We start from the raw sequence: 22,545 nt of genomic DNA on the forward strand, positions 1-22,545 counted from the left end.
TCCCCTTATGAGTACTGCCGCGGCATCCCACCTCCCCCCAGCATTCCCGGAGCGCGCCGCGTGGGGCACGGCCTCCAAGCTGCGTGCCTGGCAGGCGGCGGCGCTCGAGCAGTACCTGCGTGAGGGCCCGCAGGACTTCCTCGCCGTCGCCACCCCCGGCGCCGGCAAGACGACGTTCGCGCTGCGCGTGGCCACCGAGCTGCTCGGCCGCGGGGTTGTCGACCGGGTCACGATCGTGGCGCCGACCGAGCACCTCAAGACGCAGTGGGCCGACGCGGCCGCACGGGTCGGCATCAACATCGACCCGAAGTTCACCAACGCCATGGGCCGGCACAACACCGAGTTCGACGGCGTCGCGCTGACCTACGCCGGCGTCGCGAGCAAGCCGCTGCTGCACCGTGCGCGCACCGAGGCGGCCCGCACCCTCGTGATCCTCGACGAGGTCCACCACGGCGGCGACAACCTGTCCTGGGGTGACGCCATCCGGGAGGCCTTCGAGCCGGCCGCCCGCCGGCTGTGCCTGACCGGTACCCCGTTCCGCTCCGACACGAGCCCGATCCCCTTCGTGCGCTACGAGGAGGACCGGGCCGGGGTGCGCCGCTCCGCCAGCGACTACGCCTATGGGTATGCCGAGGCGTTGCGTGACGGGGTCGTGCGCCCGGTGCTCTTCCTCGCCTACAGCGGCGCGATGCGCTGGCGCACCCGCGCCGGTGACGAGGTCGCCGCCCGCCTGGGTGAGCCGCTGACCAAGGACCTCACCGCGCAGGCGTGGCGCACCGCCCTGGACGCTAAGGGGGAGTGGATCCCCTCGGTGCTGTCGGCCGCGGACAAGCGGCTCTCCGAGGTGCGCCGGCACGTGCCCGACGCCGGGGCGCTGGTCATCGCCTCGGACCAGACCAATGCGCGGCACTACGCCAAGATCCTGCACGCCCTGACCGGCGAGAAGCCGACCGTCGTGCTCTCCGATGACGCCGGCGCCTCGAGCAGGATCGAGGAGTTCGCCCAGAGCGACTCCCGCTGGATGGTCGCGGTCCGCATGGTCTCCGAGGGCGTCGACGTGCCCCGCCTGTGCGTCGGCGTCTACGCCACGTCCACCTCGACCCCGCTGTTCTTCGCCCAAGCGGTCGGCCGGTTCGTGCGCGCCCGGCGCCGGGGCGAGGTGGCCTCGGTGTTCCTGCCGAACGTGCCCGTGATCATGGAGCACGCGGCCCGGCTGGAGGAGCAGCGCGACCACGCCCTGGACAAGGTGGTCAAGCCCGGCGAGGAGGAGAACCTCTGGGCGGCCGAGGACCAGCTCGTCGCCGAGGCCAACAGCACCAGGTCCACGGCCGACCTCGAGGGCACCTTCGAGGCGCTGGAGTCCGTGGCCGAGTTCGACCACGTGCTCTTCGACGCCCAGCAGTTCGGCCTCAACGCCGAGGCCGGCAGCGCCGAGGAGGAGGAGTACCTCGGCCTGCCGGGGCTGCTCGAGCCGGACCAGGTGGCCACCCTGCTGCGCGAACGGCAGGCCTCCCAGAAGGGCAGCAGCACGCGCGCCGCGGACGCGCCGATCGCCGCGCACCGCGCCCTGGCCGCCCAGCGCAAGGAGCTCAACTCCCTGGTGTCCGCCTACGCCCGCAAGACCGGTGCGCCGCACGGCGTGGTGCACAACGACCTGCGCCGCACCTGTGGCGGCCCAGCGCTGGAGCAGGCCAGCTCCGAGCAGGTCCAGGAGCGGATCGAGAAGATCCGCGCCTGGTTCGTCGGCCGTCGGTGAGCCGGCCGGTAGCGTGGTCCCGTGGCTGAGCTGCGCGCCGCCAAGGGCATGGGCGGAGAGACCTCACAGACCCTGGACCGCGGGCTTGGCGTGCTGCAGCTGCTGGGCTCCCGCGAGAACGCCGGGGGCCTGACGATCACCGAGATCGCCTCGGCGCTCGGCGTCGGCCGCCCAGTCGTCTACCGCCTGGTCGCGACCCTCGAGAGCCGTGACTTCGTCACCCGCCGCGAGGACGGCCGGATCCGGCTGGGCCTGGCCATCACCCGGCTGTCCTCCTCGGTCCTGCCGCTGCTGCGCGAGGCGGCGATGCCCATGCTGCGCACCCTGGCCGACTCGGTCGGGGCGACGGCGCACCTGACCGTCGTCGAGGGCGGGGAGGCCCTGGCCATCGCCGTGGTCGAGCCGTCCTGGACCGACTTCCACGTCGCCTACCGCGTGGGCAGCCGGCACCGGCTGGAGTCCGGTGCCGCCGGCCGGGCGATCCTGGGCGCGCGAGCCGGCGACCCGGCATACGTCGTCTCCGACGGCGAGCTGCAGGCCGGTGCCCACGGGGTGGCGGCGCCGCTGGTCGGTGTCGCGGGGCTGGAGGCCTCCGTCGGCGTCGTGGCGATGGTGCCGCTGGACGTGTCGGCGGTGGGGCCCCAGGTCCAGGCGGCGGCCTCAACCCTGGCGGCCGCGCTGCGCTGACCCCTCCGCGGCGGCCTGCACCAGCGGCAGGGTGCGGTAGGCGATCTGCCGCGCCAGCGCGATGACCGTCGAGGCCCGCAGCACGTGGCCGTCGTCGACCACCCTGTCGATCACGCGCTGCAGGTCGGCGTTGTCGCGGGCCACCACCCGGATCATCAGGTCGCCGGTGCCGGTGATGGTGTGGGCTTCGAGCACCTCGGGGATGGCCGACAGGTGTGCCACCACCGGGTCGTGCCCGCGGCCCTGGCGGATCTCCAGGGTGATGAACGCCGTCACCGGGTAGCCCACCGCCGCCGGGTCGACCTGCGGGGCGAACGTGCGCACCACCCCGCGCTGCTGCATCCGGTCCAGCCGGGCTTGCACCGTGCCGCGGGCCACGCCGATGGCCCGGGCCGCGCCGAGGACGCCGACCTGCGGGTCGTCGGTGAACGTGGTGAGGATGCGGGCGTCCAGGTCATCGATCGACATGGACAAACTGTATGCCGTGCAGCGGGTCAGGCCCGACAACCTGCGCAACCTGTCCACCGGTTCTGGTCATGGTTGCCCGGTCGGGGCGGCTGCGCCACAGTGCCGGTCATGACCGAGACCATCGCCCTGACGCCCGAAGAGCGCGACGCCAACCTCGACCTCGACCAGCTCAAGCAGCTCGTCGGCCTGGTGGAGTACGACGAGAGCAAGGACCCCTTCCCGGTGACCGGCTGGGACGCCATCGTCTTCGTCGTCGGCAACGCGACGCAGACCGCGCACTTCTACCAGTCGGCGTTCGGCATGGAGCTGGTCGGCTACTCCGGCCCCGAGACCGGCAACCGCGACCACAAGGCGTTCGTGCTCAAGAGCGGCTCGTGCCGTTTCGTCATCAAGGGCGGGGTGGCCCCGGACAGCCCGCTGCACGACCACCACCGCGCCCACGGTGACGGCGTCGTCGACATCTCCCTCGAGGTGCCGGACGTCGACAAGTGCATCGAGCACGCCCGCGCGATGGGCGCGACGGTGCTGGAGGAGCCGCACGACGTCAGCGACGAGCACGGCACGGTGCGGATCGCCTCGATCGCGACCTACGGCGACACCCGCCACACCCTGGTGCAGCGTTCGGGCTACACCGGCATCTACCTGCCCGGCTACGTCGAGCGCAGCTCCGGCTTCGTCAAGCGCGAGGGCGCCCCGAAGCGGATGTTCCAGGCCCTGGACCACATCGTCGGCAACGTCGAGCTCGGCAAGATGGACCAGTGGGTCACCTTCTACAACAAGGTGATGGGCTTCGTGAACATGGCCGAGTTCATCGGCGACGACATCGCCACCGACTACTCGGCGCTGATGTCCAAGGTCGTGGCCAACGGCAACCACCGGGTCAAGTTCCCGCTCAACGAGCCGGCGGTCGCCAAGAAGAAGAGCCAGATCGACGAGTACCTCGAGTTCTACCGCGGTCCCGGCGCGCAGCACCTGGCCCTGGCCACCAACGACATCCTGGCCACCGTCGACGCCATGACCGCCGAGGGCGTGGAGTTCCTCTCGACCCCTGACTCCTACTACGAGGACCCCGAGCTGCGCGAGCGCATCGGCAACGTGCGCGTGCCGATCGAGGAGCTGCAGAAGCGCGGCATCCTCGTCGACCGCGACGAGGACGGCTACCTGCTGCAGATCTTCACCCGCCCCGTCCAGGACCGCCCGACGGTGTTCTTCGAGCTGATCGAGCGTCACGGCTCCCTCGGCTTCGGCAAGGGCAACTTCAAGGCGCTGTTCGAGGCGATCGAGCGCGAGCAGGAGCGTCGCGGCAACCTCTGAGGCGCGCCCGGCTCCTCCGGTGGCCCCACGGCATACCCGCTGGTATGCCGTGGGGTCACCCGCGTGAGCGGATGTCCGCTTTGTCCCATAACCTCGGGCCTCATGGAGTCGACGAACCCGGCAGACGCAGCAGTCGAGACCGGGCAGGTGGAGTGGGTCCCGCGCAAGCGGGTGTTCGCGATTCTCGGGGCGGCGGGCGCGCTGGTGCTCATCGCCGGCCTGACCACGCTGACCTACCTCTGGCGCGGCCTGACCGGCCACGACCAGCAGCCATGGTGGGCCGTGGTGGTCATGATGCTCGGCGGCTACGTCATGTTCATCGGGCTCTGGCGGTGGCTGCGGGTCGAGCGCCACGGCTTCGCGATGCACCGGCGCATCTGGGCCCGGATGGGCGGCGGCGCCGCGCTGATGGTCGTCGGCCTCATGCTGCCGCTCTACGTCGCCGGCTGAGGCCGCACACGGCGACGGCACGGCACACCCGTCCGGTATGCCGTGCCGTCGCGTGGGTGGGCGGCCTCAGGCCGTCACGGCCTCGGCCTCCTCACCCGTGGCCAGCCGCGCCTTGCGCCGGCTGTAGGTGAGGTAGACGACCATGCCGACGACCATCCAGACCGCGAAGCGCAGCCAGGTCTCCATCGTCAGGTTGGTCATCAGGTACAGGCAGGCCAGCGCGGAGACGATCGGCAGCACCGGCGAGAGCGGCACGCGGAACGGCCGGTGCACGTCCGGGCGCTTGCGGCGCAGCACCGGCACCGCCAGCGAGACGATGATGAACGCGAACAGCGTGCCGATGCTGACCAGGTCGGCCAGCGCGGCCAGCGGGACGAAGCCGGCCAGCAGCGCCACGAAGATCGTCGTGGCGATGGTGATGCGGTAGGGCGTGCCCCACTTCGGGTGCACCTTGGCGACGGCCGGGGGCAGCAGCCGGTCGCGGCCCATGGCGAAGCCGATCCGGCCCATGGCCACGAGGTCGACCAGGATGACCGAGGTCAGGCCGCAGACGGCGGCGATGGAGACCAGGGTGGAGGCCCAGCCCTGGCCGACGGCGTCGAACGCGCTGGCGATCGGGGCGCCCTCGTCGATCTTCTTGTAGCTGACCATGCCGGTGACCACGAACGAGACGCCGATGTAGAGCACCGTGCACAGGGCCAGGGTGCCGAGCAGGCCGATGGTGAGGTCGCGCTTGGGGCGCTTGGTCTCCTCGCCGAGGTTGGCCACCGCCTCGAAGCCGGTGTAGGCGAAGAACACCACCGCGGCGGCGGTCAGCACGCCGGCCATGCCGTACGCGGAGGGGGAGATGCCGAAGACCGCCTGGCTCAGCGGCTGCTTGAGCCCGCTGACGCTCTGCTTGACCGGCTCGGCGTGCGGCACGAACGGGACCAGGTTGGACCTGGTGATGAAGAACGCGCCGGCGACGATGACGAACACGCACACCGCGACCTTGACCAGCACGAGGACGTTGGTGACGCGGGCCGACTCCCGGATGCCGACGGCGGCGATCACCCCGAGCACCAGGGTGATGAGGATCGCCCCGACGTTGACGACCGAGCCGTCCTCGGCGAACCACGCGCTGGGCAGGTGGAAGAGGTTGGCGAGGTAGCCCGACCAGCCGCGGGCCACCACGGAGGCGCCGAGGGCGAACTCCAGGATGAGGTCCCAGCCGATGATCCAGGCGAAGACCTCGCCGATGGTCGCGTAGGCGTAGGTGTAGGCGCTGCCGGCCGCCGGGACGCTGGAGGCCATCTCCGCGTAGCACAGGGCGGCCAGGAGGCTCACCACGCCGGCGATGATGAAGGAGATGGTGACGGCGGGCCCGGCGTGCTGCTTGGCCTCGACCCCGGTGAGGGTGAAGATGCCCGTGCCGATGACGATGCCGACACCGAACCCCATGAGGTCGAACGGACCGAGCTTGCGGCGGAGCTTGCCCGACGAGGGGGCGCCGCTGTGCTCCTCGCCCTCGTCGGCCGACTGGGCCAGGACGTCCTCGACCGGTTTGGTCCGCAGGATCGACTGCGTGGATGTGTCGTCACTCATGCCCGACGACGTTACCGGCTGGTAGGCACCGGGTGCGCGCCCGGACGTGGGGGAGTGTGAGCGTCCTCATGGGGTGGGCGTGGCAGGCTGTGCGCCATGACGCAGCCATCGGGGTGGTACGACGACCCCCAGGACCCCAGCAAGCTCCGGTACTGGGACGGAGTGATCTGGACCGACCACGTGACGCCGAAGCAGGCGCCCTCCCTCGAGCAGTCGACGATCGGCATGCCGCAGCAGGCCACCTGGGGTGAGTCGGGGGCGGCCGGCGACCGGCCGGCATACTCGAGGCCGGCTCCCATGCCGTCCTGGCCGCAGCAGGGCTACGTCACCCCGCAGGCCACCACGCCCGACGGCGTGCCGCTGTCCGGGTGGTGGAAGCGGGTGCTCGCCCGCATCCTCGACGGCTTCATCACCTTCTTCATCGCGCTGCCGCTGACCGGCTACTTCTACTACCGGTACTTCCAGGCGGCGCTGCACTACGCCGAGCAGCAGGTCCAGCAGACCCGCAGCGGGTCCACACCGCCGTCGCCGTTCGTGCTGCCGGCCGAGCTCTACCGGTGGCTCATCCCGATCGCCCTGATCACCGTGCTGGTGGCGGTGGTCTACGAGTACCTCTTCCTCACCCGCTCCGGCGCCACCGTGGGCAAGAAGGTGGTCGGCATCAGCGTGCGCCTGCGCGAGACGCCGGGCGCCCCGCCAGCCTCGGCCGTCTGGCGCCGGGTCGGCGTCATCAACGGGCTGCAGCTGCTCAGCTTCGTGCCGCTCCTGGGCAACCTGGCCGGGATCGGGGAGCTGCTCAACTACCTCTGGCCGCTGTGGGACCCGAACAAGCAGGCGCTGCACGACAAGGCCGCCAGGACCAACGTCGTGGTCGGTCCCCAGCCCAAGCGTCCCCGCTGACCGGTCATGCTGCGTGATCTGAAGCGGCGCGCCCGCGACGTCGCGGTGCGGGCGGTGGCCGCGGGCACCGCGCCCCTGCGCGAGGACGTGGCGAGCCTGCACTCGCAGCTCGCCGAGACCCAGCAGCGGCTGGAGCATCTGCGGCACCAGCTGCAGCACGTCGAGCGACGCAACCTGTCGCTGGCCGCCGACCGGATCGCCGTCGAGTCCTCTGCCGCATGGGCGATGGAGCACATGCCCCGCACGCCAACCTTTCCCGACAAGGCCGCGACCCTGCGCCACGCCATGGCCCAGGCTCCGGCCGAGGGCCTGGTGCTGGAGTTCGGCGTGTGGACCGGTTCGACGTTGCGGGCCCTGGTGGAGGGGTTCCCCGGCCACGAGGTCTTCGGGTTCGACTCCTTCGAGGGGCTGCCGGAGGACTGGCGAACGGGCTTCCCCGCGGGCATGTTCGGCGTCGACGGACTGCCTCGGGTGCCCGGCGCCGAGCTCGTCGTCGGCTGGTTCGACCAGACGCTGCCGGGGTTCCTGGCCGACCATCCGGGGCCGCTCGCGTTCGTGCACGTGGACTGTGACCTGTACTCCTCGACGACCACGGTGCTCGACGCGGTGGGCCCGCGCCTCGTGCCGGGCACGGTCATCGTCTTCGACGAGTACTTCAACTACCCGGGGTGGCAGGGCGGGGAGCACCGCGCCTGGCAGGAGTATGTCGAGCGGACGGGCACGCGGTTCGGCTGGCTCGGCTACACCCTGGAGGACGAGCAGGTGGCGGTGCAGGTCACGTCGGTCGGCTGACCACCGAGGAACCCCACCGAGGGGGTGTGTTCAGCCCTCCAGGGCCGGGCGGATGGTGCCGGTCACCTCGCCGAGGCCGACGCGGGCGCCGTCGGGTCCGGGGGCCCAGCCGGTGATGGTGACCGTGTCGCCGTCCTCGAGGAACGCCCGCGTGGTGCCGTCCTCGAGGGTCACCGGCTCCTGGCCGCTCCACGTCAGCTCCAGCAGGCAGCCGCGGGTCTCCTTCGCCGCGCCGCTGATCGTGCCGGAGCCGAACAGGTCGCCGTCGCGCAGGCTGGCGCCGTTGACGCTGAGGTGCGCCAGCATCTGGGTAGGTGACCAGTACATGTCGGCGTACTCCGGCCTGCTGACCACGGTGCCGTTGACCCGCACCTCGCAGTGGATGTCGAGGCCGAAGACGCTGGCGCCGTCGCCGCGCAGGTAGTCCAGCGGCTGCGGGTCCTGCCCGGGCAGCGGCAGGTGGGCGGACTCCAGCGCCGCCATCGGCACCACCCACGCCGAGATGCTCGTGCCGAAGGACTTTCCGAGGAACGGGCCGAGCGGGACGTACTCCCACGCCTGGATGTCCCGGGCGCTCCAGTCGTTGAGCAGGACCACGCCGAAGAGGTGCCCGGCGGCGTCGTCGATGTCGACCCGCTCGCCGAGGCCCGTCGCCCCGCCGACGACGAAGCCGAGCTCGGTCTCGATGTCGAGGCGCCGCGACGGGCCGAACGTCGGCGCCGGGTCGCTCGGGGCCTTGCGCTGCCCGCAGGGTCGCACGATGTCGGTGCCGCTGACCACGACGGTGCCGGAACGGCCGTGGTAGCCGATCGGCAGGTGCTTCCAGTTCGGCGTCAGCGGCTCGCTGTCCGGCCGGAAGATCCGCCCGACGTTGGAGGCATGGTGCTCGCTGGCGTAGAAGTCGACGTAGTCGGCCACCTCGAACGGCAGGTGCAGCCTGACCTCGGCGAGCGGCAGCAGGTGCGGCTCGACCGCGTCGCGGTACATCGGGTCGGTGAGCACCTCGACCAGCCAGGCGCGCGCCGCGGCCCAGGCGTGGTGTCCGCGCGAGAGGAAGTCGTTGAGGCTCGGCTGGTCCCAGCACACGCCGGACTCCATGCCGGCCCGCTCGGCCGCCGCGGCCGCGTCGAGGACGTGGTCGGCGACGCGCACGCCCACGCGCCGGCGCGGGTCGGTCGCCGTGGAGAACACGCCGTAGGGCAGCGTGGCCAGCCCGAAGGGGTGGTCGGCGGGCAGGTCGAGCCAGCTGTTCGTCATACCGTTGTCTCCTCGATCAGTCCCAGCGTGGACAGCTCACCGATGGGGTCCATCACCCCGCAGCAGCCGTATGCCGTGAAGAAGGCCCGCGTGATGCTCGCGTCGGCGATGCTCATGCGGCTGACCGCTTCGAGCACGGGCTCTGGATCCTGTTCTGCCAGAAGGGGTTCGAGCTCGTCGACCTCGGCACCGTTGAGGGCCCAGCGGACGGCGTGCAGCACGTTGAGGAAGCCGAACTGCTGCTCCCCGTCGTGGGTGCCGGTCACGGCATGGTGCAGACCGCCGGTGAGCTTGAAGCCGAGGTCGGCGTCGATGCAGGCCCGGACGAAGCCGGCCAGCTCATGCGGTGCCGGCACGTCCGTGGTGGCGGTGGCGCCGGTGCGGAACTTGGCCTGCACGCCCTCGCGACCACCCGCGTGGGCGGCCACGTCGCGCAGCGCCTTCGCCTGCTGCGTGCCCCGCGGGACCTCGACCGAGACGGGCAGCTGCCAGTCCAGGGCGAGCTCCCAGCCGGGGGACCAGCCGACCTCGACGCCGGCGACCTCGACGCGCCCGTCCTGGCTCAACCGGGACAGCGCCTCGCCGACCGCGGCCACCGCGACACCCGGCCGGCCGATGAGCGCGACGGTCAGGGCCGGGCCGGAGCGGCCGGACGGGCCGGGCAGCGGCAGGGTCAGCAGCTCCTCGGCGGCGGACGCGGGCACGAGCAGGGGGCCGACCAGGTCGGCCACGTCGGCGGTGCGGCGGGCCAGGTGGTCCCCGACTGCCCGGGGCAGCGGTGCCAGGCCCGGCGGGAACACCGCGGCGTCGTCGAACAGCCTTGTGAACAGGGCGCGTTCGGCCGGCTGGGACACTCGGGGGGAGCCCGGCCCGTCGGGTCTGGTTGACATGGTGGGCAGGCTACTGGACAGTGCTTGAAGAGGTACACCCGCGTCCGCTCACAGGACGCGCAGGGCATCCGGCGGGAGACGAAGAGCGATGGCGCACTACCAGCTGCGGGGCACCGTGCCCCCGAAGCGGCACACCCAGCACCGTACGCCGGAGGGCGGGCTCTACTACGAGGAGCTGATGGGCGAGGAGGGCTTCTCCTCCGACTCCTCGCTGCTCTACCACCGCGGGCTGCCCTCGGCGATCCAGGACGTGCGCGAGTGGGACCTCGGCGACCAGGCCACGACGCCCAACCAACCGCTGCTGCCGCGCCACCTCAAGCTCCACGACCTGTTCACGGGGCAGGACCCGCGGGGCGACCACCACGGTGTCGACGTCGTCACCGGCCGTCGCCTGGTCCTGGGCAACGGCGACGTGCGTATCTCCTACGTCGTCGCCGACACGCCGAGTCCGTTCTACCGCAACGGAATCGGCGACGAGTGCGTCTACGTCGAGCGTGGCGCGGCGCGCGTCGAGACCGTCTTCGGTGCGTTCGAGGTGGCCACCGGGGACTACCTGGTCATCCCGCGGGCGACCACCCACCGGTGGATCCCGCGCGTCGAGGGCGACGAGGGCTGGACCGAGCCGTTGCGGGCCTACTGCATCGAGGCCAACTCCCACATCACCCCGCCCAGGCGCTACCTGTCGCGCTTCGGCCAGCTGCTCGAGCACGCCCCGTACTGCGAGCGCGACCTGCGCACCCCCAAGGGCCCCCTGCTGGCCGAGGACATCGGCGCGGACCGGGAGGCGCCCACCGAGGTCTACATCAAGCACCGCGGCAACGGCCCCGGTGGTCTCGTCGGCACGGTCTACACCTACCCCTACCACCCGCTCGACGTCGTGGGCTGGGACGGCTGCCTGTACCCCTACGCCTTCAACGTCAGCGACTTCGAGCCGATCACCGGCCGGGTGCACCAGCCGCCGCCGGTGCACCAGGTCTTCGAAGGGCACAACTTCGTCATCTGCAACTTCGTGCCCCGCAAGGTCGACTACCACCCGCTGTCGATCCCGGTGCCCTACTACCACTCCAACGTCGACAGCGACGAGGTCATGTTCTACGTCGACGGCGACTACGAGGCGCGCAAGGGCTCCGGCATCGGCAAGGGCTCGATCTCGCTGCACCCGGGCGGCCACGCCCACGGCCCGCAGCCGGGGGCCTACGAGCGCTCGATCGGCGTGGAGTTCTTCGACGAGCTCGCCGTCATGGTCGACACGTTCCGGCCGCTGGAGCTGGGGGAGGCCGGACGCGCGGTCGACGACGGCGCGTACGCCTGGACCTGGACCGGAGGCCGGGCTGGCGGCTCGGCCACCAACGGCGACCAGGGCGTCGACGGCGCCGGCTGACCCCGCCAGCCCACTCGACCGTCCCAGTTGGGTATGACGGTTGCCAATTTGTTGTCCTTCGTCCCGCTATCGGTCGCTTTGCGCGGCTAGTCTGCGCCGGGGCTCAGGGGAGCCCACCCGCGGTGATCCCGCGGCAGACAGGCGCAGACGACGCTGGAGGCGGCGTGACGAACAACGAGGGCATCAACCAGGAAGCCGCGACCGGCGACACCACCCCGGCGCAGCGGTCCCGCCGTGAGCTGCTGGCCATGGCCGCGGTGGGTGCCGCGGGGGCCGGGGTCGCAGCGATCGCCGGCGGCGCACCGGCATACGCCGCAGGCACGGCCACTCCCCGCGGCCCCAAGACCCACCGGCTGACCGTGCTGGGCACCACCGACACCCACGGCAACGTGTTCAACTGGGACTACTTCAAGGACGCGGAGTACGACGACAAGCCGCACAACGACATCGGCCTGGCGAAGATCTCCACCCTAGTCACCGCGATGCGTGAGGAGCGGGGCCGGAACAACTGCCTGACCCTGGATGCCGGCGACACGATCCAGGGCACGCCGCTGAGCTACTACTACGCCAAGATCGACCCGATCACCAAGGGCGCCATCCACCCGATGGCCGCGGCGATGAACGTCATCGGCTACGACGCCGCCGCCCTGGGCAACCACGAGTTCAACTACGGCCTGGACACCCTGCGGGCGTTCCAGAAGCAGCTGCACTTCCCGCTGCTCGGGGCCAACGCGCTGGACTGGGACACCGGCGCGCCGACGTTCCCGCCGTTCGTCATCAAGACGATGCACCTCGACGGTGGCCACGAGGTCCGCGTCGGCATCCTCGGCCTGGTCACCCCGGGCGTGGCGATCTGGGACAAGGCCAACGTCGAGGGCAAGGTGAGGTTCCAGGGCATCGTCGAGCAGGCCAAGGTCTTCGTGCCCCGCCTGCGCCGGGCCGGCGCCGACGTCGTCATCGTGTCCTGCCACTCCGGTGCCACGACCTCCAGCTCCTACGGCGACGCGCTGCCCTGGCCCGAGAACGCCAGCTCGCTGCTCGCCGAGCAGGTCCCGGGCATCGACGCGATCCTCGTCGGGCACGCGCACCTGGAGATCCCCGAGCGCTTCGTGCAGAACACCGCCACCGGCCAGCAGGTGCTGCTCGTCGAGCCGCTGAAGTGGGGCATGCGCCTGGCCGTCATGGACCTCGACCTGGTCAAGGAGCGCGGCTGCTGGAAGGTCGCCGCCGCCCACTCCCACCTGCTCGACGCCAACACGGTGCCGGAGGACGCGCGTGTGACGCAGCTGCTGTCCCAGGACCACGAGACGGTGCGGTCCTACGTCAACTCCGTCATCGGCACCTCGACCCGGGCGATGTCCTGCGCCACGTCGCGGTTCGAGGACACGGCTGCGATCGACCTGATCAACTACGTCCAGGCCGACGCGGTGAGGAAGGCCCTCGCCGGGACCGCCGACGCCGCCCTGCCGGTGCTGTCCATCGCCGCGCCGTTCAACCCCGACGCGGCGATCCCCGCCGGCAACGTGACGGTGCGCGACGTGGCCGGGCTGTACGTCTACGACAACACGCTGCTGGGCATCAAGCTCACCGGCGCGCAGGTCAAGGACTACCTGGAGTGGTCGGCCACCTACTTCCAGCAGGTCAGCGGCACCGGGCCGTTCACCCCGGACCAGGTCACCAACGCCAAGACGGCGCTGGCGCCCAACGGCACGCCGGACTACAACTACGACATCATGGCCGGCCTCGAGGCCCCGCTGACCTACGACATCGACATCGCCAAGGCGCCGGGCTCGCGCATCGCCAACCTCGCCTACGCCGGCGCGCCGGTCGACCCGGCGGCGACGTTCGTCATCGCGATCAACAACTACCGCCAGTCCGGCGGTGGCAACTTCCCGGGTGTCACCTCGGCGCCGGTCGTCTACAACGCCCAGGCCGAGATCCGCCAGCTGATCATCGACTGGGTCACCGCGACCAGGACGATCGACCCGGCGACGTTCTCCACCTACGACTGGAAGCTCGTCAGCAACGGCGCGCCGGTCACCATCGAGGGTGCCTCCGAGGGCGGCCGCCACTAGGTCAGGCAGACACCCCGGTATGCCGTGGGGCCGGCTCGCGCACGCGGGCCGGCCCCACGCGTGTGACGCGAACCGGTTTCCCGGCGCCGGGCACCGCCGATGCGCGAGAGTGGGCGCGTGCGCACCGTGACCGCTGACCTCATCGCCTCGGCCGCAGCCCGTGCCGGCAGGGAGCCCCGTGTCGTGACCAGTGGCAACGCGGCCGTGCCGTGGCGCCTGCTCCAGATGCTCGATGAGTCCGTCGAGCGCTACCGGCTGCACCAGCTGAACGCGCCGCACGGCATACCGGCCCGTGAGGGGGTCGTCCACGAGACCTGCTTCGTCGGCGCGGGGATGCGTCGCAGCCCGCGCCTGTCCTACGTGCCGGCGCGGCTCTCGCAGGTGCCGCTGCTCTACGGCCAGACGCTGCGCCCCGACATCGTGCTGGTGCACACCTCCGCCCCGCACGGCGGCCGGGTCTCGCTGGGCATCTCGGTCAACGTGCTCCCGGCGGCCATCGAGGCGGCGAAGGCGCGCGGCGGCGTCGTCCTCGCCCAGGTGAACCGGGAGATGCCCTACACCTTCGGCGACGGGGAGCTCGACCTCGACCTGTTCGACGGGGTCCTGGAGACCGACGAGCTGCCCGGACCGCCTCACCCGCTGTCCACACCCGATGACGCGGCGTGCCGGATCGGCGAGCTGGTCGCGGCCCGCATCGGCGACGGCGCCACGCTGCAGATGGGCATCGGCGAGGTGCCCGATGCGGTGCTGCCCGGACTGGTCAGCCGGCGGGGCCTGCGGGTGTGGAGCGAGATGTTCAGCGACGGGGTCCTGGCACTGGACCGGGCCGGAGCGCTCGACGCCGACCAGCCGCTCATCGCCTCGTTCGCGATCGGCTCCCCGGAGCTCTACGCCTGGATGGACCGCAACCCGCGGGTGCGGCTGCTGCGCACCGAGGTGACCAACTCCCCGGCGCGGATCGCGGCGAACCCGGCCATGACGAGCATCAACACCGCGCTGCAGGTCGACCTGTTCGGCCAGGCCAACGCCTCCCGCATCAATGCGCGGATCCACTCCGGCTTCGGTGGGCAGACCGACTTCGTCGTGGGTGCGCTGCACTCACCTGGGGGCCAGGCGTTGATGGCGTTGCGCTCGTGGCACCGCAAGGCCGATGTCTCCACGATCGTCGCGATGGTCGAGGAACCGGTGACGTCGTTCCAGCACACCGCGGTGGTCACCGAGCAGGGCACGGCCCAGATCTTCGGCGTCGACGAGCGCACCCAGGCCGCTCACCTCATCGACCACGCCGCCAACCCCTCGGTCCGCGACGAGCTGCGCGAGGAGGCCGTCGCGCTCGGGCTGGCCTGAGGCGGCCTTCGGCTCAGGAGACGCGGCGGTCGTAGACCTTGCCGCCGGCGAAGAGGACCGCCAGGACGATGCCGAACACCAGGTAGCCGTAGACGAGCAGCCCGACGACCGTGACGCCGAAGATCAGGACCTCGACGATGGTGCGCGCCGGCTGGCCGAGGTGACGGGGCGCGCGCGGCGCGATGAACGTGCCCCAGATCACCGCGGCCGCCAGGGGCAGCGCGATGCCGGCCACGATCGAGAGCACCAGGCTGTCGAACATCGCCGCGCCGATGAAGGCCAGGGCGGCCAGGAGCACGAGCTCGCTGAGGAAGCGCACGCCGGCCAGCAGGCCGATGCCGGGGATCTGCTCCCGGGTCACGAGACCTCCTCGGTCGTGCCGAGCACCGGCGCCCCGACCAGGTCCACCCCGGCCGCGCGCAGCTGCTCCAGCGCCGCGGCGGTGGTCGCGGGGGCCACACCCGCGGTGAGGTCGAGCAGCACGCGGGTGTCGAAGCCCTCGTCGACGGCGTCGAGCGCGGTGGCGCGTACGCAGTGGTCGGTGGCGATGCCGGCGATGTCGACCGACTCGATCGCCCGGTCGCGCAGCCAGTCGCCCAGACCAGCCCGGTGGTCGGCGGACTCCACGGTGGTGCCCTCGAACCCGCTGTAGGCCGCCGCGTGCTGGCCCTTGCGGAAGATTGCCTCGACGTGCTCGAACGCCTGCTCCGCACCCGGGTGGAACAGCGCGCCGTCGCTGCCGACGCGGCAGTGCGCCGGCCAGCTCTCGACGAAGTCGGGGTGGTCGGAGAAGTGGGCGCCGGGGTCCTCGTGCCAGTCGGCTGTCGCGACGATCGCGCCGTAGTCGTCGGCATGGGCGACGACGTGCTCGCTGATGCGGCGGGCCACGTCGGCGCCGCCGGACACGGGCAGCGAGCCGCCCTCGCAGAAGTCGTTCTGCACGTCGACCAGGATCAACGCGCGCGACAGGTCCGCACTCATGCGGAAACGCTAACCCGGCAACCGGACGTGACGTGTCAGGTAGCGGGCAACGACACGCAGGGCGACCGATGACGACGCTGCACGGCCCGCTGACGGCGGGGACGTCGGGCTCAGCCCTCGTAGACGGTGGGGATCGCGGGCTCGCCGCGGGACAGCTGGCGTGCCTTGGCAGGAAGCTCGGCCCGGGACTGCTCGTGACGGGCCCGCGCCTGCTCGAGGGAGGTCGCGCCCACGACCTCGCCGTCACGGACCAGCTCGACCAGCAGCGGGCGGTCGTCGCCGTCGTTCGCCGGCATCTCGCCCACGCCGATGACCTCCGCCTCGGCGATCCCGGCCGCATTGCGCCGGCGCAGCGCCCACTTGCGACCGGCCACCGTGGCCTTGTCCTTGCTCTTCTTGGCGACCCCGACCATCTCGCCGCTCGCGTCCTCGCGGGCGACCAGCTTGTAGACCAGGCCGGCGGTCGGCGCCCCCGACCCGGTCACCAGGGAGGTGCCCACGCCGTAGGCGTCGACCGGTGCGGCGGCCAGGGCGGCGATGGCGTGCTCGTCCAGGTCCGAGGTGACCACGATGCGCGTGCCGGTGGCCCCCAGGCCGTCGAGCTGCCGGCGCACCTCCCGCGCCTGGGCGAGCAGGTCCCCGGAGTCCAGGCGGACAGCCCCCAGCTCGGGCCCGGCGACCTCGACGGCAGTGCGCACCGCTGTGGCCACGTCGTAGGTGTCCACCAGCAGCGTGGTGCCCTTGCCCAGGCTGGCGACCTGTGCCTCGAACGCCTCGCGCTCGCTGTCGTGCAGCAGGGTGAACGCGTGGGCGCTGGTGCCGGTGGTCGGGACCCCGAACTCCCGGCCCGCCTCGAGGTTGCTCGTGGCGGCGAACCCGGTGACGTAGGCGGCGCGCGCGGCAGCCACCGCGGCGTCCTCGTGCGTGCGGCGCGACCCCATCTCGATGCATGGCCGTCCCTCGGCGGCGCCGGTCATCCTCGAGGAGGCCGCGGCGACGGCGCTGTCGTGGTTGAGCACCGAGAGCACGAGCGTCTCCAGCAGCACGGCCTCGGCGAACGTGCCCTCGACCACGAGCAGCGGCGAGCCGGGGAAGTAGCACTCGCCCTCGGCGTAGCCGTGGATGCTGCCCGAGAACCGGTATGCCGCGAGGTAGGCCAGCGTGTCCTCGTCCACCACGCCGGCGCTGCGCAGGCGCTCGATCTCGGCCACCCCGAAGCGGAATGCGGCCAGGTCCTGCAGCAGCCGGCCGGTGCCGGCGACCACGCCGTAGCGCCGGCCTTCCGGCAGGCGCCGGGCGAAAACCTCGAAGACGCAACGCCGTCCGGCTGCGCCACTGCGAAGGGCGGCCTGCAGCATGGTCAGCTCGTAGTGGTCGGTGAGCAGGGCGGTACTCGTCACGACGAGCAGCCTAGAGTGGGGGTCGTGTCCATCGCCCCCGTGGAGCAGGAGCTCACCGACCTCGCCGAGGAGTCCGACCTCGACCGCCCGTGGATCACCCTCGTGTGGAACGACCCGGTGAACCTGATGTCCTACGTCACCTACGTCTTCCAGAGCTACTTCGGCTACTCCCGCGAGAAGGCCGAGAAGCTCATGCTCGACGTGCACCAGAAGGGCAGGGCCGTCGTGTCGACGGGGCCGCGGGAGAAGATGGAGCACGACACCGAGGCCCTGCAGGGCTACGGGCTGTGGGCGACCTTCCAGAAGGACGAGTGAGTGGCGACCGCGTTCAAGCGCAAGGGTGATCGCTTCGTCGCCCGCCTCGACGACATCGAGCGCGAGGTCGTCGTCGGCCTCATGCAGCAGGTGCTCGAGCTGGTCGAGCCCGAGGCGGTGGAGGCCACCGGCGACGCGTTCGAGGACCTGGTCGCCACCATCGGCGTGCCACGGCTGGACGAGGCGGGGCCGGTCGAGGAGCCGGAGGACCCGGCCCTGGCCCGGCTGCTGCCCAGCGGCAACAAGCAGGACGAGGCGGTGGCATCGGAGTTCCGCCGGCTCACCGAGCACGGGTTGCGGGAGCGCAAGGCGGCCAACCTCGAGGCGGCCATCGACGCGCTGACGGGGATGACCGGGGACAAGGTCACCCTCGAGCGGGCGCAGGCGCAGGCCGTGGTGGTGGCGCTGACCGACGTGCGGCTGGTGCTGGGGGAGCGCCTCGGCCTGCGGACCGACGAGGACGCCGACGCCCTGGTGGAGCGGCTGGAGCAGGCCGGGGAGCACGACATCGAGACGATGCTCGCGGCCTACTACGACTTCCTCACCTGGCTGCAGGAGTCGCTGACGCTGGTGCTGATGGGCTGACGCCCCCGAGTGCGCCGGATGGTGCGCCCTCCAGCGCACCCTCTACCTCGTCCTGCCTGGCGATCCTCTCCGGGCGCGGCACCCCGGCGAACGGGGACAGGGTGAACCACCGCGGCACGGCCCGGCGCAGCGCCTCGGGGCCGTCGACCTCCAGCCCGCCCGAGCGCACCGCGTCCGACCACGGGACCTCGCCGCGCCAGACGTCGACCAGCCGGCGCAGGCTGGCGGTGACCCTGACGGTCACGTCGAACCCGGGATCGACGTCGCACACATCGGTCTCGGCGGCGGTGATGACCAGCCACCAGTCCCGGGCGCCCCTGGCGGCGTCGGGGAAGCGGAACTGCACGACCGTGCGACCGGCAGGCACGGCGTCGGGGTCGACGTGCCGGTGCATGTCCCACAGCAGCAGCTTGGGGTCGAGGTCCGCATCGCCGACCTCGGGCACCCACCGCACCCCCCACACACCGAGCGCCTCGACGACCGGGCGCAGCTCCTCACCGGCAGGCGTCAGCACGTAGCGCACCTCGGTGCCGTCGGCCCGCCGCGTCAGGACGCCGGCCCGCTCGAGCTCGTGCAGCCGCCGGGACAGCAGGGTCGGCGACATCCGCGGCAGGCCGCGTCGCAGCTGGTTGAAGCGGTCGCTGCCCATGAGGAGCTCGCGCACGAGCAGCAGCGTCCAGCGCTCGTCGAGCAGCTCCATGGCCTTCGCGACGGGGCAGAACTGGTGGTAGGACGACCCCACTCCGGCAGGCTAGGCCGCCCCCGGGCGGGGGACCAGCCCCAGGAGGGCAGCGGAGCGCGGTACAGATCTCGTACTAGGAGCGGGCCGCGCGCCTTCCTAGCGTCGTCGTCGTGGAACTGCCACGGGCAGGGGACGACTTCGCAAGGAGCAGGACATGACGACAACCACCGACGCGGTCCAGGCCGACCGCGAGCTGAAGGCCCGCCACCGGACCATGTGGGCCCTGGGTGACTACCCGGCCGTGGCGACCGAGATCATCGCCGAGCTGGGCCCGGTCCTCGTGCGGGCCTGCGGCATCCGCCCCGGTGACCGGGTGCTGGACGTGGGCGCCGGGTCGGGCAACGCCGCCATCCCCGCCGCGCTCGGCGGTGCCCAGGTGGTGGCCAGCGACCTGACCCCCGAGCTCCTCGAGACCGGGCGGCGCGCCGCGGCCGGGCAGGGCGCGCAGCTGCAGTGGCGCGAGGCGGACGCGGAGGCGCTCCCGTTCGCCGACGGCGCGTTCGACGTGGTGATGTCCTGCGTCGGGGTGATGTTCGCCCCGCACCACCAGGCCGCCGCCGACGAGCTGGTCCGGGTGTGCCGCCCCGGCGGCACGATCGGGCTGCTCAGCTGGACCCCGGAGGGCTTCATCGGCCAGATGTTCGCCACGATGAAGCCGTATGCCCCGGCCCCGCCGCCGGGTGCGCAGCCGCCGCCGCTGTGGGGCAGCGAGGAGCACGTGCGGGCGCTGCTCGGCGACCGGGTCAGCGCCGTCGAGGTGCGCCGGCAGCGGCTGCGGGTGGACCACTTCGCCACGCCGGAGGAGTTCCGCGACTACTTCAAGGCCCGCTACGGCCCGACCATCGCGGCCTACCGGGCGATCGCCGGCGACCCCGACCGGGTGGCCGCCCTCGACCACGACCTGGCCGAGCTGGCCCGGCGCGAGCCGGTCACCGAGTGGGAGTACCTCCTGGTCACCGCCCGCCGCACCTGACCGCGCTTCGGGTGAAGACTTGACCACATCGGAGCGTGGTCAAGTCTTCACCCAGGCGGCTGCGTCGAGCTTGCATCGGGGCCCGCACCGCCTGAGACGTCCGGTCCAGCCCCGGTCACGGAGGACCGTGGCCACGTCGGCTGCGACGAGGCAGGGTCGTTGGGTCACGTCCTGCCAGCCGAACCGGAGCGTCACCCACCCGTCGAGCAGCGCCCCGTTGTCGCGGGAGCGGTCGCGGAAGGCGCCCTCGCCGACATGGCCCAGACGACCGTCGAGCTCGACGAGGACACGTTGCTGCTCGTAGGCGTTGTCGTCACGCCAGCGGCGTCCGGCTCGCATCGAGTTCCGCTGCCTCGCGGCCGCCGGCAGCCCGTGTGACCGCTCGACGCCGGTGACGTAGCGCAGCTCCAGGACGCTCTCGGCGCCATCGGCCACGTCGACCAGCGCCAGGCCGAGCAGGGCGCCCCACCGGTGCCGACCGCGGCGGGACAGGGCAGCCACAACGGCCCAGCGGCCGACCACGCGGCGGTGGGCGGGCAGCAGCACCTCGACACCGGGCGGGTCGCGGTCGGTGAGCCCGTTGACCCGTGCGGCGCTGGCGTGAGAGAGGGCCGCGCCGTCGCCACACGCCAGCAGTGCGGCGCTGGCTCGGGTGAGCCACTCGACCGGGCCCATGTGCGTGATGTAGACGCCGCGGAACACCATCCGCCACCGCCCTGACGCGACGAGCCACTCCACCTGGCGAGGCGTCATCCCCAGCGTGAGGCACTGCCGCCGGCTGACCGCATCGCCCTGCGACCGGGCCAGGCGTTCGGCCCGTTCGCGTGCGAGCTCCCGGTGCGACATACGACCCACGATCACGAATCCCGGCGGCCCGTGACAGCCCCGGCCTCGCGCCTGTGAATCGTGGGACTCCGGGAGCGACCCTTGTGGACAGGGCGAAGACTTCACCACGCCCCGATGTGGTGAATCTTTCGGTGAAACGGGAATGTGGCCGCCGGTGTGACGGAGGCGACGCCGGAAGGCGGCAAGTTGTCACGTCACCGCGTTTAACCTCGAAACGTGACAGATGCACCCATCGGGATCTTCGACAGCGGCTACGGCGGGCTGACCGTCGCGCGTGCCGTGCTCGACCAGCTCCCGCATGAGTCCGTCGTCTACCTCGGCGACACCGCCCGGCAGCCCTACGGCACCAAGCGCATCGCCGACGTGCGGGCCTACGCCCTGGAGTGCATGGACCGGCTGGTCGACCGCGGCGTGAAGATCCTCGTCATCGCCTGCAACACCGCGTCGGCGGCGATGCTGCACGACGCCCGCGAGCGCTACGACGTGCCCGTGGTCGAGGTGATCCGCCCCGCCGTGCGACGCGCCGTGGCCGCCACCCGCAACAACCGCGTCGGCATCATCTCCACGGCCGCCACCCACCAGAGCCACGCCTACGTCGACTCCTTCGCCGCCGCCCCGCAGATCCACGTGACCAGCCAGCCCTGCCCCAGGTTCGTGGAGTTCGTCGAGTCGGGCATCACCTCGGGCCCGGAGCTGCTGCAGGCCGCCCACGACTACCTCGAGCCGGTGGCCGCCCACGGCGTCGACACCCTGATCCTCGGCTGCACGCACTACCCGCTGCTGACCGGTGTCATCTCCTACGTCATGGGTGAGGACGTCACCCTCGTCTCCTCCGCCGAGGAGACCGCCAAGGACGTCTTCCGCACGCTCGCCGACCGCGGCGCCCTGCGCCCCGACGACCTGCCCGCGCCCTCGCACGAGTTCCTCACGACCGGAGACCCGCTGGAGTTCGAGCGGCTCGCCCGACGCTTCCTCGGCCCGGAGGTCGTCTCCGCCCACGCCGCGGAGGTGGCGTCCTGATGAAGCTGACCATCATCGGCTGCTCCGGCTCGTTCGCCGGCCCGACCTCGCCGGCCTCGAGCTACCTGGTCCAGTCCGAGCATGAGGGCCGCACCTGGAACCTCGTCCTCGACCTCGGCAACGGCGCGCTCGGCGTGCTGCAGCGGCACATCGACCCGCGCGACATCGACGCGGTCGTGCTCTCCCACCTGCACCCCGACCACTGCATCGACCTGTGCGGGCTCTACGTCGTGCAGCGCTACCACCCCGAGGGCGCGGCCAAGACCCCGCTGCCGGTCCACGGCCCCACCGGCACCGGCCCACGGATGACCGAGGCCTACGGCCTGGACGAGCCGGACGCGATGGCCGCCGAGTTCGACTACCGCGACCTGCAGGAGCGCACGCCGGTGCAGATCGGCCCGTTCACGGTCACGCCCTACCGCGTGAACCACCCGATCGAGGCCTACGGCCTGCGGGTCGAGGCCGACGGCGCGGTCCTGGCCTACACCGGCGACACCGACTCCTGCGACGCGCTGAAGCCGTTGATGGCCGGCGCCGACCTGGTCCTGGCCGACGCCGCCTTCGTCGACGGCCGCGACGACATCGAGGGCATCCACCTCTCCGGCAGCCGCGCCGCCCAGGCGGCGCTCGACGCCGGCGGGGTGCGGCGCCTCATGCTCACCCACATCCCGGCGTGGAACGACCCGGAGGTATGCCGTGCCCAGGCTGCCGGGGTGTGGCCCGGTGAGGTGGAGCTGGCGGTGCCGGACACGGCATACGAGCTGTGAGCCCCCTCGCCTAGC

At 71.9% G+C, this 22,545-nt stretch carries 23 protein-coding genes; 14 read left to right on the top strand and 9 right to left on the bottom strand.

Annotated features, from left to right (window positions below; all coding sequences use genetic code 11):
- The first annotated feature begins 7 nt into the window (after positions 1-7).
- Positions 8-1,756: a DEAD/DEAH box helicase gene (locus tag VF825_RS02160; RefSeq protein ID WP_331109662.1), complete on the top strand. Its 1,749-nt coding sequence runs from the start codon at positions 8-10 to the stop codon at positions 1,754-1,756.
- A gap of 21 nt (positions 1,757-1,777) precedes the next feature.
- A complete protein-coding gene (locus VF825_RS02165; protein ID WP_331109664.1) occupies positions 1,778-2,443 on the top strand; it encodes an IclR family transcriptional regulator in 666 nt (221 codons plus the stop codon).
- On the opposite strand, the gene VF825_RS02170 is transcribed toward VF825_RS02165, so the two are convergent.
- Entirely contained in the window at positions 2,417-2,911 is a 495-nt protein-coding gene (locus VF825_RS02170; protein WP_331109666.1) for an Lrp/AsnC family transcriptional regulator, read from the bottom strand. The genes VF825_RS02165 and VF825_RS02170 overlap by 27 nt on opposite strands.
- A 108-nt stretch (positions 2,912-3,019) precedes the next feature.
- On the opposite strand from VF825_RS02170, the gene hppD reads away from it, so the two are divergent.
- A complete protein-coding gene (gene hppD / locus VF825_RS02175; protein ID WP_331109668.1) occupies positions 3,020-4,225 on the top strand; it encodes a 4-hydroxyphenylpyruvate dioxygenase in 1,206 nt (401 codons plus the stop codon).
- A gap of 102 nt (positions 4,226-4,327) precedes the next feature.
- Positions 4,328-4,675, top strand: coding sequence for a hypothetical protein (locus VF825_RS02180; RefSeq protein ID WP_331109670.1), 348 nt, complete (start codon positions 4,328-4,330; stop codon positions 4,673-4,675).
- A 66-nt stretch (positions 4,676-4,741) separates the two neighbouring features.
- Here VF825_RS02180 and VF825_RS02185 read toward each other — a convergent pair whose 3' ends face one another.
- A complete protein-coding gene (locus VF825_RS02185; protein ID WP_331109672.1) occupies positions 4,742-6,259 on the bottom strand; it encodes an APC family permease in 1,518 nt (505 codons plus the stop codon).
- Between the two features lie 96 nt (positions 6,260-6,355).
- On the opposite strand from VF825_RS02185, the gene VF825_RS02190 reads away from it, so the two are divergent.
- On the top strand, positions 6,356-7,159 hold the full coding sequence (locus VF825_RS02190; protein ID WP_331109674.1) for an RDD family protein: 804 nt from the start codon (positions 6,356-6,358) through the stop codon (positions 7,157-7,159).
- 6 nt (positions 7,160-7,165) lie between these two features.
- Entirely contained in the window at positions 7,166-7,951 is a 786-nt protein-coding gene (locus VF825_RS02195; RefSeq protein ID WP_331109676.1) for a class I SAM-dependent methyltransferase, read from the top strand.
- 30 nt (positions 7,952-7,981) lie between these two features.
- Here VF825_RS02195 and fahA read toward each other — a convergent pair whose 3' ends face one another.
- Positions 7,982-9,208 carry a fumarylacetoacetase gene (gene fahA, locus VF825_RS02200; RefSeq protein ID WP_331109678.1) on the bottom strand — a complete coding sequence of 409 codons (1,227 nt, stop codon included), beginning with the start codon at positions 9,206-9,208 and terminating at the stop codon, positions 7,982-7,984.
- Positions 9,205-10,098, bottom strand: a complete 894-nt coding sequence (locus VF825_RS02205) for a hypothetical protein (RefSeq protein ID WP_331109680.1) — start codon at positions 10,096-10,098, stop codon at positions 9,205-9,207. The genes fahA and VF825_RS02205 overlap by 4 nt, the downstream gene beginning before the upstream one ends.
- An 88-nt stretch (positions 10,099-10,186) precedes the next feature.
- Here VF825_RS02205 and VF825_RS02210 point away from each other — a divergent pair, with 88 nt between their 5' ends.
- The 3 genes from VF825_RS02210 to VF825_RS02220 all read left to right on the top strand — a co-directional run bounded on the left by VF825_RS02210 (position 10,187) and on the right by VF825_RS02220 (position 14,901).
- Positions 10,187-11,479, top strand: coding sequence for a homogentisate 1,2-dioxygenase (locus VF825_RS02210; protein WP_331109682.1), 1,293 nt, complete (start codon positions 10,187-10,189; stop codon positions 11,477-11,479).
- A 164-nt stretch (positions 11,480-11,643) separates the two neighbouring features.
- Positions 11,644-13,554, top strand: a complete 1,911-nt coding sequence (locus tag VF825_RS02215; RefSeq protein WP_331109684.1) for a bifunctional metallophosphatase/5'-nucleotidase — start codon at positions 11,644-11,646, stop codon at positions 13,552-13,554.
- Positions 13,555-13,671: 117 nt separating this feature from the next.
- Positions 13,672-14,901, top strand: a complete 1,230-nt coding sequence (locus VF825_RS02220; RefSeq protein WP_331109686.1) for an acetyl-CoA hydrolase/transferase family protein — start codon at positions 13,672-13,674, stop codon at positions 14,899-14,901.
- Positions 14,902-14,914: 13 nt separating this feature from the next.
- Here VF825_RS02220 and VF825_RS02225 read toward each other — a convergent pair whose 3' ends face one another.
- The 3 genes from VF825_RS02225 to VF825_RS02235 all read right to left on the bottom strand — a co-directional run bounded on the left by VF825_RS02225 (position 14,915) and on the right by VF825_RS02235 (position 17,282).
- Positions 14,915-15,262: a YrdB family protein gene (locus tag VF825_RS02225; RefSeq protein ID WP_331109688.1), complete on the bottom strand. Its 348-nt coding sequence runs from the start codon at positions 15,260-15,262 to the stop codon at positions 14,915-14,917.
- Positions 15,259-15,882 (bottom strand): isochorismatase family protein, encoded by a 624-nt coding sequence (locus VF825_RS02230; protein WP_331109690.1) that lies wholly within the window; start codon positions 15,880-15,882, stop codon positions 15,259-15,261. Before VF825_RS02230 ends, VF825_RS02225 begins: the two co-directional genes overlap by 4 nt.
- A gap of 110 nt (positions 15,883-15,992) precedes the next feature.
- Positions 15,993-17,282, bottom strand: coding sequence for a nicotinate phosphoribosyltransferase (locus VF825_RS02235; protein ID WP_331109692.1), 1,290 nt, complete (start codon positions 17,280-17,282; stop codon positions 15,993-15,995).
- Between the two features lie 24 nt (positions 17,283-17,306).
- On the opposite strand from VF825_RS02235, the gene clpS reads away from it, so the two are divergent.
- Both clpS and VF825_RS02245 read left to right on the top strand, forming a co-directional pair.
- Entirely contained in the window at positions 17,307-17,597 is a 291-nt protein-coding gene (gene clpS, locus VF825_RS02240; protein WP_141787540.1) for an ATP-dependent Clp protease adapter ClpS, read from the top strand.
- Positions 17,598-18,182, top strand: a complete 585-nt coding sequence (locus VF825_RS02245) for a DUF2017 domain-containing protein (RefSeq protein WP_331109695.1) — start codon at positions 17,598-17,600, stop codon at positions 18,180-18,182.
- On the opposite strand, the gene VF825_RS02250 is transcribed toward VF825_RS02245, so the two are convergent.
- A complete protein-coding gene (locus VF825_RS02250; protein WP_331109697.1) occupies positions 18,139-18,924 on the bottom strand; it encodes a helix-turn-helix domain-containing protein in 786 nt (261 codons plus the stop codon). The genes VF825_RS02245 and VF825_RS02250 overlap by 44 nt on opposite strands.
- Positions 18,925-19,078: 154 nt before the next feature.
- Between VF825_RS02250 and VF825_RS02255 the strand changes: the two genes are divergently transcribed.
- Positions 19,079-19,897, top strand: coding sequence for a class I SAM-dependent methyltransferase (locus tag VF825_RS02255; RefSeq protein WP_331109699.1), 819 nt, complete (start codon positions 19,079-19,081; stop codon positions 19,895-19,897).
- A gap of 39 nt (positions 19,898-19,936) precedes the next feature.
- On the opposite strand, the gene VF825_RS02260 is transcribed toward VF825_RS02255, so the two are convergent.
- Positions 19,937-20,743, bottom strand: a complete 807-nt coding sequence (locus VF825_RS02260; RefSeq protein ID WP_331109701.1) for a type IV toxin-antitoxin system AbiEi family antitoxin domain-containing protein — start codon at positions 20,741-20,743, stop codon at positions 19,937-19,939.
- A gap of 216 nt (positions 20,744-20,959) precedes the next feature.
- On the opposite strand from VF825_RS02260, the gene murI reads away from it, so the two are divergent.
- Positions 20,960-21,763, top strand: coding sequence for a glutamate racemase (murI, locus tag VF825_RS02265; RefSeq protein WP_331109703.1), 804 nt, complete (start codon positions 20,960-20,962; stop codon positions 21,761-21,763).
- Positions 21,763-22,530: an MBL fold metallo-hydrolase gene (locus VF825_RS02270; protein WP_331109705.1), complete on the top strand. Its 768-nt coding sequence runs from the start codon at positions 21,763-21,765 to the stop codon at positions 22,528-22,530. The genes murI and VF825_RS02270 overlap by 1 nt, the downstream gene beginning before the upstream one ends.
- Positions 22,531-22,545: the final 15 nt, after the last annotated feature.

This window comes from Oryzihumus sp. (genome assembly GCF_036391795.1).
GTDB lineage: Bacteria > Actinomycetota > Actinomycetes > Actinomycetales > Dermatophilaceae > Oryzihumus.